This is a genomic window from Pseudomonas sp. R11F (assembly GCF_050312575.1).
GTDB classification, from domain to species: Bacteria; Pseudomonadota; Gammaproteobacteria; order Pseudomonadales; family Pseudomonadaceae; genus Aquipseudomonas; species Aquipseudomonas palleroniana.
In genome coordinates this window covers 115,010-129,542 of record NZ_JBNPJU010000077.1, presented here as the reverse complement: position 1 = coordinate 129,542, position 14,533 = coordinate 115,010, and the positions used below count along the sequence as shown (strand labels likewise).

The following is a 14,533-nucleotide window of genomic DNA, read 5'->3' as shown; positions in this document are numbered from 1 at the left end:
CTCCTTAACGTTGCCACTGGGCGCGTTTGAGCGACCAGACAAAATCCAGTTTGTGGTAACCAACAAAGTCGGTGTCCGGTAGCGGGGCGGTGGGGTAGACGATGCCGCCGTCTTTGTTCAGGGCGAAATTGAAGTAGCCCTGCTTGGGCGAATACGCGGCGGTGCCATGGCAGGCGAAACACGACGACTCGCTCTGGAACGCTGATTCCAACTGGGAGTTGGCGAGCAAGGTCGGGGTGGTCTTGGACTGCACGCCGATCAACTCATACTGCGCCAGTGTCGGGTACTGGGCCTGGAATGTGCTGTTGACCGGTTGCGCCGCCGGGGTCGGCCCGGTGCTGTTGGTCATCGGCGTGGGCGGGATTGCGTTGGTCACGGTGTACTTGCCGTTATTGCGGTTTTCGAAGGTGGTCCACACCCAGTCGGGATTGAGTTTGTTGATCACATGCAGGCCACTCAGCGCGGCATACCCCACCACATATTGCGTGCCTTGCTGGTAGTAGGCCTGGGCGATGTAGTAGCCGTCACTGGCCAGTTGCTGCTGGTAGCTTTGGTCGTTGCCGATCCACAGCCAGGCGGCTTTGAGCTCCCAGGCAGTGGCGGGAAAATCAAGGTCGCTGGTCAGCGCGGCCTGGCCATTCACGTTGTAGACCTTCTGCTGCACGATGTAATTGAAGGTGTCCTCGCCCATCAGCAGTTGGAAGCGCACCGCCTGGCCTTGTTCGGCGGCGGGTACCTGGCCGCCCATTTCCAGGATCAGCCCGTCCACCTGCTGGGTGGCGTTGAGGTTGTGTAAGGTGCGATTCGGGTTCATACCCATCGCCTGGGCCTGGGTCAGTACGGCGGCAGGCGGCGCCACGCTCTGGTTGTAGGGTTGGGGCGCGGCGCCATTGGGCAGGTAGACCTGGTCGGAAGGTTTCAAGGTTTCCCATACCACATTCGGGCTCTGTGCAGCAGCCGGCTGATTCAGGCAGGCAAACCAGTTCCAGGCCAGGGTCTCGGGGCTTTGCACGAAGGTGGCCCGGGTCTGATCGAGGTTGCCTCCATACTGCAAAAAGTTCGTGCAGTCGAAGGGGTTGGTGTCTTGGGCATGGGCCAACCCGGCCAGTGCACTCAGGACTGTGATAGATAAGGCTCGCCGCATGGAAGCTCCTTGGCTGTCGCCGGTTCGGTCTGTGGGCGCCCCAGGAAATGCTCCAGGAGCAGTTGCTTCACGGCCGTCGCCGCCAACCGTGGCGGTAACGACAGTGCGCAATCGGTGATCAGCAACGGGCCGTTCTGCGCGTTGCTCGGAAGGCGACCATGGCTGCCACGCACCAGTGAGGTGTCCAGCGGGATCAGGTCCATGTAGTAGCGAAAGCCGAGTTTTTTTTGCAGCAGGCGCCGCGCCACTTTCAGCGTGGGAAAGCGAATGGCCGGGTCGACAAACAGCTCCACCGGGTCGTAGCCGGGCTTGCGGTGAATGTCCACGGTACGCGCGAAGTCCGGTGCTTTGCGCTCGTCCAGCCAGTAGTAGTAATCGAACCAGCACCCGCTGGCGGCCACGGCCACCAGTTCGCCGCTGCGCGGATGGTCGAGCTGCCAGGCGTGTTGCTCGGCCTTATCCAGCACCTGTTCGATGCCGGGCTGGCGCTGCAGCAGGGCCTTGACCCGAGGAATGTCCTGGGCGCGTTTGACGTAGATATGTGCAATTTGATGATCCGCCACCGCAAACGCCGGGCTGGCGCCAGGGTCGAGCAGTTCCCAGCCCAGGGACTGGCGCACCTGCAACAGACCTTCGTTGCGCAGGATGCGGTTGATCGACACCGATTGCTCGACCGCATCGATTCCATATTCCGAGAGCAGCATCACGGCGGCGCCCTGGGCCTGGGCAAAATCCAGCAGGCGCCCGACCTGGCTGTCTATGGCGCGAACTTCGGCGGCGATCGACGGATGCTCAGGCCCCACGCGTTGCAGGCTGTAATCCAGGTGGGGCAGGTAGATCAGTTGCAGATGTGGCCGGTTGATCTGGAATTCGGTGATGGCGCAATCAACGATCCAGCGGCTCGAGGCAATGCCCGCCGCCGGCCCCCAGAACCCCGGGAACGGAAACTCGCCGATCTGCTGCTCGATCTGCTCATGCAGCCCGGGTGGCGACGAATACAGGCCGAACTGTTTGCGCCCATCGGCCGGGTAGTGCGGGCGCGGGGTGATGGCGGCGTCCACGTCGGCATACATGTTGAACCACCAGAACAACTGGCTGCAGCGAAACCCCGGGATTTCGCGTTGGAGCGTGTGCCAGACCTTTTCCCCCTGGATCAGCCCATTGGGTTGCAGCCAGAAACGCACCTCGGCCTGGTCGCGAAAGTACCAGCCATTGCCGACGATGCCATGCTGCGACGGCGGCGCGCCGGTGAGGATCGACGCCTGCACCGTCGAGGTGACGGCGGGGAATACCGGTTGCAAGTGAGCCAACTGGGCGGTCTTGAGCAACCGGTTGATGTGCGGTGTCGCCTCACCGAGCAGCGCAGGCGTCAGCCCTACCACGTTGATCAGCAGCAGCGGTTGCTCAGAAAGCATCGGCGTAGGCCTCCCGGCTATAGGCGTGCAACAGGCCGCGCTGGCGCAACTGGTCCTCGACCCAGTGCAGTTCGGCGACGATGCCTTCGAGCTGGGCCAGGGTGGTGGTGGGGCGCAGTTGAGCGGGCAGCACGCCCCAGCTGTAGGTCTCGACCTCCAATACCGGGTGAAACTCGACGTGGTCGGACAGGTAGTCGAAGGTCTGCGCCAGCGCCTCCTGGCTGCCGCTGAGTTCGGGCAGCAGCAGCCGTTCGCTGAACAGCGGGATATGGAAGTGAACGCGCAGCTCGCGAAATTCACTGCACTGCGCCAGGGCTGCGGGCAAGTCCGCCCAGGCCACGCGTCGACCCTGTGGGTCGAGAGCCTTCACCTGGTGCAGGTAGGTGGCCTCGGCAAAGCGGCCCAGGGTGTCGAGCACGTGTTCGCGTCGCGGATCATGCGGCGGCGGCAGGCGGCAGATCATCGCGTTGGACAGCTGGATCTTGCCCACCGGTACGCCCGCCTGGCGTAGCCGATCCAGGGACTGGTAACAGTCCTCGAACATGACCGCCTGGTGGCATACGTCGAAACACAGGGCCAGGTAGGCATGGTTCGGGTCCATCGCCTGCCGTTGCTGGAAAAACGCAATGGCCTGCTCGGTGTTTTCCAGCACGCAGTCCGGCTCCATCTCCAGGCAGAACACAATTTTCTTGCCGCTGTCCTGGTGCAATTGGGCGAGTGCGGCGGTGAGTTGGCTGAGGTGCTCGTCGGCACGCGCCTGCAGCACCGTGCTCCAGGTGGCGGCATAGCCCAGCGGCACCGTGGATATCACCCCTTGGCGGCAATCCGGCGGTAACGCCTGGGCCAGCAGGTACGCCAGGTCGAGGCTGTAGGCCAACCGCTGCGGGTCGGCCCAACTGGGCAGGTAGACCTCGGCTTTCACCGCGCCCTGATGGAACTCGCCATAGGGGAAGCCATTCAAGGAGGTCAGGCGCAACCCACTGCTTTGCAGCAACGCCAGGAATTCCTGGCGCGCCGCGGGTTGCTGCAACTGCCGGGCCGCGTGAGCGCAGATCCACAAACCACTGTCCTGCACGTCCAACCCGCGCAGTTTGCGCACGCCCCGGAAATGTTCGGCGATCGAGGCCCTGAGCCCGGCCAGGTCGCGGGTCGGGTGCACATTGCTGCAATAGCCGACCTGAGTGGCCGTCCAACCGCCGATGTCGCTCATTTGACCACCGGCTCCTGGCCGCGCAGGGCCGAGTTGTCCTGCCATTGCTTGCGCTGGTCGATGGGCAGCGGTGTGCTGACCAGGGCCTTGTCCAACTGGCCGCTCTGGGCGAAGAAATCCACCGGGTTATGGAACAGCACCTGTTCGACCTGGGCCTGGCTGAAGCCCGCCGCCAACATCGCCTGGCCGGTCTTGGGCACCTTCAGCGGGTCGCTGATGCCCCAGTCAGCGGCACTGTTGACCACCATTTTTTCCGTGCCGTATTCCTGGAGCAAGGCGACCATGCGCTGCTCCGACATCTTGGTGTTGGGGTAGATGGAGTGGCCGCGCCAGCAGTCGCTGTCGAGCACCAGGGGCAAGGTCAGTTCGTTGAGGTGGTCGATGATCACCAGGTGCTCGGCAATCCCCACTTCGCGGATCACCGCCAGGGTGCGCTTGGTGCCGCCGATCTTGTCGCGGTGGGGCGTGTGCACCAGCACCGGCAGGTTGAACTGCCTGGCCAGTTCCAGTTGCGCGGCGAGAAAACGGTCCTCTTCGGGGGTGATGTCGTCGTAGCCGATTTCACCGACGGCCACCACACCGTCTTTCACCAGGTAACGCGGCAATATCTCCAGCACCTCATTGGCCACCGACAGGTCATTGGCCTCCTTGGGGTTCAGGCCAATGGTGCAGAAATGATGGATGCCGAACATGCTGGCGCGAAAGCGTTCCCAGCCGAGCAAGGTGTCGAAGTAGTCGATGAAACTGCCGACGCTGGTGCGTGCCTGGCCCTGCCAGAACGCCGGCTCGATCACCCCTGTAATCCCGGCGGCGGCCATGTTCTGGTAGTCGTCAGTGGTGCGGCTGACCATATGGATATGCGGATCGAAGTAGGTGGGCATAGTGAATCCTCTTCTGGGAAAGTCTCAGTTCAGGTACAGGTGCCACTGCGGTGGCAGGTGTCGGCGTTGTTCCGGGTCCAGCAGGTGGAAGGCGATCACCTCGGGCAGGCCGGGCGATATGGGACGGCCCGCGGCCTGTTGCTCTTGCATCAGGTCCAGGGCCAACTGATTGAACGTGGTGCTATGCCGTTGCTTGAGGCCGACCACACGCCCGACGTCCAGGCCCATGCCGAGTGCTTTCAGTACCAGCTGGTGAAAGGCGCGCTCGGGGTAGTGTCGTGATGGGTAGGCGTTGTCGAGGGCCAGGGCGGCAAACACCTGCGGGTTGCTGGTGCGTCCGGCTTGCAAGGCCAGCGCCAGGCACTGACCGCTGCTGTCGAGCCAGTCGAGGGCGCCGAGCAGGGCGATTTTTTCCTGATCGTCGCCCCATAGGAACAACTGGCGTAGCAGAGGCAGTTGTTCGCCAACGGCGGCGGGTGCCAGTACCTGGGCCAGCAGCAGTGCACGCGCCAGGTCGACCACGGGGGCCGTCAAGTGGCGCTTGCACTGGCTGCTCAACAACGCCGCCGTGGTGGCGTCCGGTTGTTGTGCGAGCGTGGCCTGCGCCTGGCGCCACCACAGCGCTTGGCTGTCGTGCAGTTGCTGGCTTAGCGCTTGGCGCAGTTCGATAAGGCGATCCTGGCGCATGTTCATGTCGGCTTGATCCAACGCTGAAAGTGGGGAAGCAGGAAAAACACCAGCACACACAGCAGACTGCCCAACGGCTGGTCGGCCACGGCCAACACCAGCCCATCGAACAGCGGCAACGCCGCCAGGCCTGCGCCGATAAAAGCGCGCACCTGGCGTTGTTGCGGGTTGGCCAGGTGCCTGCGGTAGTGCAGGCCCAACCAACCCAGCCAGAGCAGCAGCACCGGCCAGAACCACAGGTTGTTGGAGTAGATCGCCAAAGCCAGCGGGCTGAGCATCAGCAACAGCGGCAGGCGGCTGACCAGTTGGTTGCGGTGTTCCTGGCGAGCCAGGTAAGTCAGGCCGCTGATGTACACGCCCAGCAGCATTGCGCACAGCCAGATCGGCTCCGGCGGCAGTGCCAGGCTGGCTGCCGCCGTGAGGTACAGCGCCGAGCGGCACGCTCCCATCAGCCATACGCTGTGGGCGTATTTTTTGTGCAGCAGGTTGTAGCCGAAGATGCAGGCCAGCAGCAGCCCCACGCCGCCAAGCAGCCAGTGGGGCTGATCGATCAGGCGGCTCAGGCCCAGCACGGCCATGGCGGCGAGGATCAGCAGCAGCGCCGTGGCCAGGCCCACTTGCTGCCGGCTGGCCAGGCCCAGGGTGATGGGGCGCGGGTTGTGGTGTTGTTGATCCCAGTCGGCGTCCAGCCAGTCGTTCAACAGCATGCCGGCCAGGTACAACAGCGACAGCGTGCTCAGCAGCAACCCCCAGACCAGCGACGACGGCGGCGCCAACGCTCCGGCGCTGCTGGCGAGCAGGGCGGCAGCCAGCGTGTTGGTCCACACCGTGGGCAGGTTGGACACGCGACCCAGGGTCAACCAGGTTTTCAGGTTGGCCTGGCTCATTGCGCGTAACTCAGTGGCAGCGCCAGGTCGCCGCGGTTCGCCAACCGTTGCAGCGCCTGTTCCATTTGTGCGTCATCGATGGCATGCAGGTCTACCGACTCTCCGATGCAACGAAGCATGGGGATCGACAGCTGCCCGCCCAGGTGCTGACGGAACTCCTCCAGGCCGAGCAACACCTGGGAGCGGCCCTGGGCATCTTTCATCTTCAGTTCCGGCGGGCACAGGTTGAAGCCCAGGGTGTGCAGCAGGTTCATCAGCCGTTGCGTGTCGCTAGCGCTCAACAACCCCACGGCATTGGCGTACAGACCGTCCAGCGCCATGCCCACGGCGACGGCTTCACCATGACGCAGGCGGTGCTGGCTGAGGTTTTCCAGCTTGTGCGCGGCCCAATGCCCGTAGTCCAGTGGGCGGCCATTACCGCGTTCGAACGGGTCCCCGGCGCCGGTGATATGCCCCAGGTGCAGTTCGGCGCAACGGCGAATGGCGTAGCGGCTGGCCGGGTGATCAAAGCGCGCGAGGGCGTCGGCATGCTGCTCCATCCACTCGAAAAACGCCGAGTCCTTGATCAGCGCCACCTTGACCGCTTCGGCCAGCCCGGCGATCTGGTCGCGGTGGGTCAGGCTGGTGAGCAATTGGAAGTCGTTGAGCACCGCTGTAGCGGGATAGAACGCGCCCAGCAGGTTCTTCTGGCCGAAGGCATTGATGCCATTTTTCACCCCGATACCGGCGTCGTTCTGCGCCAGTACCGTGCTGGGGACGCGCACCAGACGGATGCCGCGATGAAAGGTCGCGCAGGCGTAGCCCACCGCGTCCAGCACCGCACCGCCGCCCAGGGCCAGTACGTAGCAATGCCGGTCCAGATGGTGCTGCAGCATGTCGCTGTAGAGCTGCTCCAGGACTTGGGTGTTTTTGCTCAGTTCGCCGGCCGGCACGGCGATGGGCGCCGTTTGCAGGTGCAGGTCGGTGTGGGCGCCGAAATACGCGTCGATCTGCTCCCGCAGCTGAGGCGCGCTGTGCAGCAGTTGTGCGTCGGCAAATATCAGCACCGTCACTGGCCCGTTGTGCGGTGCGCTGAGTTGTTGATGCAGGCAAGGGTTGCGTGGGTCGAACAGGTGGTCGGTGAACACCACCGGGTAGTCATAGCTGACGCTGAAGCAGCCACGCAACGCCTGTTCGGCAGCGGGTTTGCGCAAAGATTTGTATAGGCTGTACCCCGCCACGAACAGCAGCGGTAGCACCATGCTGGCAAGGATCGTCACCAGCAGTGCATTCTGCTCGATCAGGAACGTGCCGATGGCGGTATAGGCCAACGCCAGGCCCGCATTGGCCAGCGTGGTAATCAACAGAAACGCGCGCAGCGGGTAACGCTGCATTCCGGCGGCCACCACCGAAGTTTCCGCCAGCACCGGCACCCCGCGCAGGCAAATCAACGACAGCGTGTTCAGCCGATACGCCAAGTGCCCCGGGCGACGCTGATGCAGGCCAAGACGACCGGATAACAACCGAAAGTAGCCGGCGCCCAACGCGTAGCCCAACCCGGCACCCAGGCACAAGCCGATAAAAATCACCAGGTAGCCGCCCAGGCTGCCGAGCATGGCAACCGCCAGCAGCGCAACCACGCTCGAGGGTACGGGCAGCAGCACATCCAGCGCGAGCAGGGTAATCAGCAGCAGGGCCAGGTTGAGTGCCACACCGGGCGTGGAAGGTTGGTACAGGTTGAGGTGAAGCAGGAAGGCCTGGATCTGTTGCTCGAACAACAGGAAGCTGGCGATGACCAACACGCAAAAGCCAAACAATGACAGCCAGAAATGTTGGGCTGGCCCCTTTTTCAAGAACGCACGATACGGCTGGCTGCGTTTCATCAAAGCATCCCTTCTGAGTATTAAGACTTAAGTTCCGTGTCTGTATTTAGAGCAGCGTCGGGTCTTGTTTCAGAGCAATAGAATCCCTCGCCAGAATGGCTGGCTGAATGAACAATGGCGGTTGGCCTTCACGGTATTCATGAACCTAGACGGTTGTGGTTTTTTTGCAAGTACGTCGAGTCACAACGGCTGTAACGTAGACGGTATGGGCAAGATTTTTATATTCAATACAAATAGTTGTATTGAAATTCAGCGGGCGTCAATAACTTGTTATGAGCCCACATAGTTGAAGTGTTTGTTATGAGGATTATTGCCGCTGGCTATATGGTTTATTATTAAAAAGCGGTTTGTCGAGAATGATTCCGCTTAATGTGCTTGTTGTTTATCCAATGAAACGAAACCCCGCTGATAACTTGTTCTTTAGATAGCCAACTAACGTACTGACCGACTTGGGTACATGGGGCGAGTAGGGGCGGATCAAGTAGATCTCATCGGCAAATACCCCTTTGAGTGTCCAACCCTCGAGCACCTGCACCAGCGTGCCGCTGGCCAATGCGGCGTGGGCACTGAAATCCGGGAGCAGGGCGATACCCAGGTGGTTGAGCGCCGAGTCGCGCAGGGCTTCGCTGTTGTTGGTGGCAAAGCTACCGGCGATGGGCACGGTGATACGCTCGGCGTTGCGTTCGAAGGTCCAGGCCGGTTGGTCGGCCCCGCGTGGGTAGAACAGGCAATTATGCGCAGTGAGGTCGCCGGGTTCGCACGGCTCGCCGTGGCGTTGCAAGTATTCGCGGGTTGCCACCAGCACCGAGGCGGTGTCGCACAGCTTCCACGCCACATGGGTTTCCGGCACCTGGAAACCGTGGCGCACCGCCAGGTCGTAGCCCTCGGCCGCCAGCGAACTCAAGGTATCGGAAACATCCAGTTGAATGCGCACCTGCGGGTAGAGCTGCAAGAACTCCGACAGATGCGGCACCAACTGTTGCCGGGCAAAGGCCACCGGCGCGGTGAGGCGCACCAGGCCGCGAATCTCCCCGGCCGAGTCGCGTACCGAAGAGAAACTGCGCGCGATTTGGGCATAGGCGCTGCGCACTTCGCGGGTCAAGGATTGCCCCGCATCGGTCAGCCGTACGCTGCGCGTGGTGCGGGTGACCAACCGTGTACCGGTGGCTTTCTCCAGGTCCGAGATGCGCTGGCTGACGGCGGACTTACTCACGCCCAGGCGCGCCGCGGCGGCGGTGTAGGTGCCTTGCTCCTCCAGCACCGACAGCCAGTGAATATGGGTCCACAACCCCTCGATCTCGGCTTTTTCCATGGTGCTATTGTTCGCTTGTATGGACAATAAGTTCTGAATTCTGCTCTGGTTGGGAACAAATCGAAAGCCTATCGTGGCTTCCATTGCCATCCACCAGGGAGTCTCTGCCATGACCACCACGCTTGAGCACTACATCAACGACCAGCGCGTGAGCCGCGATGATCGCTATCAGGACGTCTTCAACCCGGCCACTGGCGAAAAGACCGGCCGCGTCGCCCTGGCCAGCCGCCAGACCGTGTCCGAAGCCGTCGCCGCTGCCCAGGCTGCGTTCGCCGGTTGGGCCGACACACCGCCGATCCGCCGTGCTCGCGTGTTGTTCGAGTTCCTGCACCTGCTGCGTGAGCGCAAGGATGATCTGGCGCGCATCATCGTCGCCGAACATGGCAAGGTCTTCACCGATGCCCAGGGCGAAGTCGACCGTGGTATCGACATTCTTGAGTTCGCTTGCGGTATTCCCAACCTGCTCAAGGGCGAGCACTCCGACCAGGTGTCCCGTGGCATGGACAACTGGACGATGCGCCAGCCCCTGGGCGTGGTGGCGGGCGTGACGCCGTTCAATTTCCCGGTAATGGTGCCGATGTGGATGTACCCGATCGCCATTGCGGCGGGCAACACCTTCATCCTCAAGCCGAGCCCGACCGACCCGAGCGCCTCGCTGTTCATGGCCGAACTGCTGCGCGAAGCCGGCCTGCCCAAAGGCGTGTTCAACGTGGTGCAGGGCGACAAGGAAGCAGTGGATGCGCTGATCGAACACCCGGACGTCAAGGCCGTGAGTTTCGTCGGCTCCACGCCGATCGCCCAGTACATCTACGAAAGCGGCGCCCGTCACGGCAAGCGCGTGCAAGGGCTGGGTGGCGCGAAAAACCACATGGTGGTAATGCCCGACGCGGATATCGAGAAAACCGTCGACGCACTGATGGGCGCCGCCTACGGCAGTGCCGGCGAGCGTTGCATGGCCATCTCCGTCGCCGTGCTGGTAGGCGATGTGGGTGACAAGGTCATCGCCGCCTTGACCGAACGGGCCAAGCAACTGCGCATCACCGATGGCCGGGACTTGAAAGCCGAAATGGGCCCGATCGTGTCCCGTGCCGCGCTGGAGCGTATCAGTGGCTACATCGAACAGGGCGTGCAAGCCGGTGCGCAATTGCTGCTCGACGGGCGGGGTTACGTGCCGTCCGAGGCCGGCCTGGAACACGGCTTCTGGCTCGGCGCCACGCTGTTCGACCACGTGACCCGGGACATGAGCATCTACCGCGAAGAAATCTTCGGCCCGGTACTGGCCTGCGTGCGCGTCAACGACTTCGCCGAAGCGATCAAACTGGTCAACGACCACGAGTTCGGCAACGGCTTCAGCTGCTTTACCCGCGACGGCCACATTGCCCGCGAGTTTGCCCGGCGTATCGAAGTCGGCATGGTCGGCATCAACGTACCGATCCCCGTGCCCATGGCCTGGCACGGGTTTGGCGGCTGGAAGAAGAGCCTGTTTGGCGACATGCATGCCTACGGCACCGAGGGTGTGCGCTTCTACACCAAGCAGAAGTCGATCATGCAGCGCTGGTCGGAGAGCATCGAACAAGGCGCCGAATTCGCCATGCCGGTATCCAAGTAACAACCTGCAGAACGCCGTAGGGTAACTGTGGGAGGGGCGGTGCGACGATTCGACTTGCTCCCGATGGCGGTGCATCAGTCAGATGAACATTGACTGACTCACCGCCATCGGGAGCAAGCCCCCTCCCACAGTTTTAAATGCGTTCAGGCAGTGGTCTTTGAAGGGTTCATACATTCAATTGAGCGATCCACTGTGGTCTTGGCTATTTCCAGCAAATGCCACACTGCGAGGATCTTCGCCCGCTCGGGACTCTCCAGCCGCTCACCGCAATCCAGCGCAGTCGCCGAGGCGCTGTCCAACAGACTGGCGGTATACAAAAGGGCGTCTTCGAAGCTCAGGTCTTCATTGACAGAGTGGAAACCTTGGGTGGGCAGGTAGTGGTCGATGGCGCGGTTGAAGGCGGCGCGGTCTTTGGCGGGATCAATGGGTGGGTCGGGGACGACTCTATTCATGGTGTAACTCCGTGATGAATTAAGGGGCGACACCCGTCGCGACTAAACGAATGGGTGGCGGCTGTACGCAGGTTAGTCGACCGGTCATCACGAAATCCGGCGCACCCGAAGGTGCCCTGCGCACAGCCACCATAAAGCGATGGAAGGCCGTGCGCGTGATGTAAACGGGCGACTAAACCCGATCACTGATTTGGCAGTGACGGAGCGCAGACTAGTCATCCCTTTCAACAGGCACAAGGCGGTGGGGATTGTCTAGGAAACGTCCTGCAATTTAAAGCGACACAGCTTGCTGGCCTTTCACAAACCATGACCAAATGCCACCAGCGCCACCGCGCGCCCCACAAGTTTGGTCGCATTCAGGCATGCCATCGTGCAATGGAACAATTTCTTACCTCAGTACCACACAGGGTGGACAAATCTACCGCCGTGTTTCCTACCGTGGTCGAGAGAACATTCCACTCGCATGATGATGAATAATGACCACCAATATTCTTGCATTTCCTACTGATCGCCATTGGGCCAGAAACCTTGAAGGGGGCTCAGAAACAGCGAGCAGTCGTACCAAGCGATCTTCGGGTTCTGACGCAGCGGGCAACAGTGAGGCGCCCAAATCCGCATCAGGCCCCTCAGCCGCCAGCCCGCCTCAGGTCACCGGCGGCTCATCGGCCCAGGCGGGCAAAAATAATGCGCCATCGGAACTCAGCAAAAGCTCTGTGAGTTGGGTGAGTTATCAGCACGGTGTCAACCTGGCCGAAGCCATCGAGCCGGGCTCTTCGAAGCGGATGACCCAGGATGAACTGATCGCCTTGCCCGGCAAAATGAATGCTATGGCGGTGACACCCGAACAAGAGCTGTTGATTGCGTCGACGCGCATTGGCCCCGCGCTGGAGTGGGCCGTTGCCAACGGCATTCTTGAAGATAAAACCGAATTTTCGCAGGCGGACATTCAAAAAGCCCTTGCCGCATTGGATCAGCATCTTGAAAAGATGGCGGGTGCCATCGGTAGCCTCTCTAGCCCCATGCCAATGAGGAAGGATTATTTCCTTGGGACGCAACAGGTATCGCCCATCAAAGGCCATGCCGATCCGGATAATAAAAAATACCCGGTGGCTATCTACGATGACCAAAAATTCGGCGAAGACTTCAAAGCCGATCTGGCGAACAAGAAAGCCGCCTACGGCACGATCATCCAATACGCTCTCTCAACGCTGCCCCCGGCGGATCAAATCGCCATAGCGCACGGTGATGTCGGTGTGTATGCGATGAAGTCACCCGGAGAGGGCGGCGAGCCCGAGCGCACTACGTTCTTGATTAAAGCGGTTCACGAAGGAAAGACGACGGTCTATGAAGTCAACCCCGAACGGGGGACCGTGGTTAAGCGGGACGATTACGTCGGTGTCTTTCAGGGCCACAGCGTCATCGGAAAACAACGTTTACCCGACGGCAGTTATTCGAACGCATTCACCGCGTGGCCAAAACCCGGCATTCAAGGGCAGCGCTATGAGGCGAAAGCTGATCGGCCAGTGGGCGCCCGATCGGACAATACGCCGTTTTCCGCCCAGCTTTATACGCTGGAACCGCTGGCGACCTTTCCGGCCTCTGCGCAAGGCAGCGCCGGAAAGCCAACCTATCAGGCAAAGTTCGTGGAGCGAACCGGCCAGATCGGCACGACGGTGTCCGAAAAACTGTTTTTTATGAAGGATCTGGATTTGCTGGAGAGGGCAAAAGAGGATCCGGAGCGCGTGACTGAAGCCGAGAAAGAGGACAAAGAAAACTATCAGGCATTCAAGGCCGACAGGGAGAAGCGTCGTGAAATCCTTAAAGGTTTCGTGCCTTTTTGGCACGGTGTCGAGGCAATAGTTGCGGGTCGCCCGTTCGAGGGCATCGCGCAAATATGGATTGATCTGCTCTCACTGTTTACGCCTGTTGAACAAGCCGCTGCTGGCTTGACCAGGGGAGTTGTCCGATGGGTCAAACCCATCCTCCCGAAGCTTTTGAAACCGTCGGTAAATTTTGCGAGTTACAGCTTAAAACCTGGGGTTGCCGGGGTTAAATGGGAAGGCGGCGTACAGGGTTTGAAGTGGGCACCCAATGCTTCCAAAAAAGCAACTCAGGGCATTGAGCAGTTCAAGGCTGCCGCCGTGCCGTTGCCCCGCAGCCAACCGGGTGTCAGACAGATTGAGCTTAACGGTGTGAAGTATTTTGTTTCCGAAAAGCCTGATGCCGGCGATGGCGTCCACTATGTGTTACGCATCGCCAAACCGGATGACCCAACGAAGTTGGTCAGTAGCGGAAAAATTGCCAAGCCTGATAACGCCGGTGTATGGAGAAGAAGAGGCGTAGAGGGCGGCGGGAAAATATCAGAGGCTTTTTCGCAAAAATATAGAAATGCCCGTAAGGAACTGGCTGGCGTTGTGGAAAAACACAAGCAGTCAGGGGGCGCGCTCTCCGAGCAGCAGAAGGACGAGTTCACCAAGACCCTCACTAAACTTGTCGGAGAAAGTAATGCTGATGATTTTGAGCATGTGGGTACTTATACTCGCGCAGGCTCAGACTTCGTCAATCAGCCCCTGCGTGCGAATCGGCGTACGCCGGAACTTGAAGCGTTTTTGCGTGAGTTTGATCAATTAAAGCCCTATGAGGGCAAGGCGTATCGTTCGGCGTTCGTCACCCCAGAGGGTGCAAATCGGCTTAAAAATGGCGTAGGCAAAGTCTTCCAGGATCCTGGCGTACAGTCCGCCTCGGCGACCGTGCACAATTCAGTGGAGTGGGAAGGCTGGGCGAAAGGCGTGGCAAAAGGTCAGGGGCAGGGGACTCAGCAGGTCGTCTATGTCTTTGATGAGTCCATACCGAAGAAGAACGTATCAACCAGTTTCTTGAAGGATCATGTCGCGATCGGCGCGGGCCAACCCGTCAAAGTATTGGCTGTCCAGGAACACGGTGGAAAGTTGTTCGTCTATTTTTCGTCGCCTTCCGAGGTCCCTGACCATCTCTACAATATCTACAATGGCGCCCAGATTTATTGACGTCATAGGCTTTCGGCACGGACGCATAGCCCTGATCATTCCCACATC

General features: G+C 60.7%; 11 protein-coding genes. 2 read left to right on the top strand and 9 right to left on the bottom strand.

Annotated features, from left to right (window positions below):
• Positions 1-4: 4 nt before the first annotated feature.
• From ACQRBV_RS24930 to ACQRBV_RS24895, 8 genes are all read right to left on the bottom strand, one after another.
• Positions 5-1,144, bottom strand: a complete 1,140-nt coding sequence (locus ACQRBV_RS24930; RefSeq protein WP_411984654.1) for a hypothetical protein — start codon at positions 1,142-1,144, stop codon at positions 5-7.
• A complete protein-coding gene (locus ACQRBV_RS24925) occupies positions 1,114-2,559 on the bottom strand; it encodes an alkaline phosphatase family protein (RefSeq protein WP_090371891.1) in 1,446 nt (481 codons plus the stop codon). The genes ACQRBV_RS24930 and ACQRBV_RS24925 overlap by 31 nt, the downstream gene beginning before the upstream one ends.
• On the bottom strand, positions 2,549-3,769 hold the full coding sequence (gene eboE / locus ACQRBV_RS24920; RefSeq protein WP_411984653.1) for a metabolite traffic protein EboE: 1,221 nt from the start codon (positions 3,767-3,769) through the stop codon (positions 2,549-2,551). Before eboE ends, ACQRBV_RS24925 begins: the two co-directional genes overlap by 11 nt.
• Positions 3,766-4,650 (bottom strand): TatD family hydrolase, encoded by an 885-nt coding sequence (locus ACQRBV_RS24915; protein ID WP_090371887.1) that lies wholly within the window; start codon positions 4,648-4,650, stop codon positions 3,766-3,768. The genes eboE and ACQRBV_RS24915 overlap by 4 nt, the downstream gene beginning before the upstream one ends.
• Before the next feature lie 24 nt (positions 4,651-4,674).
• Entirely contained in the window at positions 4,675-5,343 is a 669-nt protein-coding gene (locus ACQRBV_RS24910; RefSeq protein ID WP_411984652.1) for an EboA domain-containing protein, read from the bottom strand.
• On the bottom strand, positions 5,340-6,224 hold the full coding sequence (locus ACQRBV_RS24905; protein ID WP_244383832.1) for a UbiA family prenyltransferase: 885 nt from the start codon (positions 6,222-6,224) through the stop codon (positions 5,340-5,342). The genes ACQRBV_RS24910 and ACQRBV_RS24905 overlap by 4 nt, the downstream gene beginning before the upstream one ends.
• Positions 6,221-8,086, bottom strand: coding sequence for a 3-dehydroquinate synthase (locus ACQRBV_RS24900; protein WP_411984651.1), 1,866 nt, complete (start codon positions 8,084-8,086; stop codon positions 6,221-6,223). The genes ACQRBV_RS24905 and ACQRBV_RS24900 overlap by 4 nt, the downstream gene beginning before the upstream one ends.
• Positions 8,087-8,468: 382 nt before the next feature.
• Entirely contained in the window at positions 8,469-9,398 is a 930-nt protein-coding gene (locus ACQRBV_RS24895; RefSeq protein WP_060755425.1) for a LysR family transcriptional regulator, read from the bottom strand.
• Between the two features lie 109 nt (positions 9,399-9,507).
• Here ACQRBV_RS24895 and ACQRBV_RS24890 point away from each other — a divergent pair, with 109 nt between their 5' ends.
• Positions 9,508-11,007, top strand: coding sequence for a CoA-acylating methylmalonate-semialdehyde dehydrogenase (locus tag ACQRBV_RS24890; RefSeq protein WP_411984650.1), 1,500 nt, complete (start codon positions 9,508-9,510; stop codon positions 11,005-11,007).
• A gap of 143 nt (positions 11,008-11,150) precedes the next feature.
• Here the strand turns inward: ACQRBV_RS24890 and ACQRBV_RS24885 are convergent, their stop codons facing one another.
• On the bottom strand, positions 11,151-11,459 hold the full coding sequence (locus ACQRBV_RS24885; protein WP_104993318.1) for a DUF6124 family protein: 309 nt from the start codon (positions 11,457-11,459) through the stop codon (positions 11,151-11,153).
• A 476-nt stretch (positions 11,460-11,935) separates the two neighbouring features.
• On the opposite strand from ACQRBV_RS24885, the gene ACQRBV_RS24880 reads away from it, so the two are divergent.
• A complete protein-coding gene (locus ACQRBV_RS24880) occupies positions 11,936-14,485 on the top strand; it encodes a hypothetical protein (RefSeq protein ID WP_411984649.1) in 2,550 nt (849 codons plus the stop codon).
• Positions 14,486-14,533: the final 48 nt, after the last annotated feature.

Coding starts and splice junctions, on each gene's coding strand:
- ACQRBV_RS24885 (WP_104993318.1), bottom strand. CDS start 11,459: ATGAATAGAGTCGTCCCCGACCCACCCATTGATCCCGCCAAAGACCGC.
- ACQRBV_RS24915 (WP_090371887.1), bottom strand. CDS start 4,650: ATGCCCACCTACTTCGATCCGCATATCCATATGGTCAGCCGCACCACT.
- eboE (WP_411984653.1), bottom strand. CDS start 3,769: ATGAGCGACATCGGCGGTTGGACGGCCACTCAGGTCGGCTATTGCAGC.
- ACQRBV_RS24930 (WP_411984654.1), bottom strand. CDS start 1,144: ATGCGGCGAGCCTTATCTATCACAGTCCTGAGTGCACTGGCCGGGTTG.
- ACQRBV_RS24905 (WP_244383832.1), bottom strand. CDS start 6,224: ATGAGCCAGGCCAACCTGAAAACCTGGTTGACCCTGGGTCGCGTGTCC.
- ACQRBV_RS24910 (WP_411984652.1), bottom strand. CDS start 5,343: ATGAACATGCGCCAGGATCGCCTTATCGAACTGCGCCAAGCGCTAAGC.
- ACQRBV_RS24925 (WP_090371891.1), bottom strand. CDS start 2,559: ATGCTTTCTGAGCAACCGCTGCTGCTGATCAACGTGGTAGGGCTGACG.
- ACQRBV_RS24895 (WP_060755425.1), bottom strand. CDS start 9,398: ATGGAAAAAGCCGAGATCGAGGGGTTGTGGACCCATATTCACTGGCTG.
- ACQRBV_RS24900 (WP_411984651.1), bottom strand. CDS start 8,086: ATGAAACGCAGCCAGCCGTATCGTGCGTTCTTGAAAAAGGGGCCAGCC.
- ACQRBV_RS24890 (WP_411984650.1), top strand. CDS start 9,508: ATGACCACCACGCTTGAGCACTACATCAACGACCAGCGCGTGAGCCGC.
- ACQRBV_RS24880 (WP_411984649.1), top strand. CDS start 11,936: ATGACCACCAATATTCTTGCATTTCCTACTGATCGCCATTGGGCCAGA.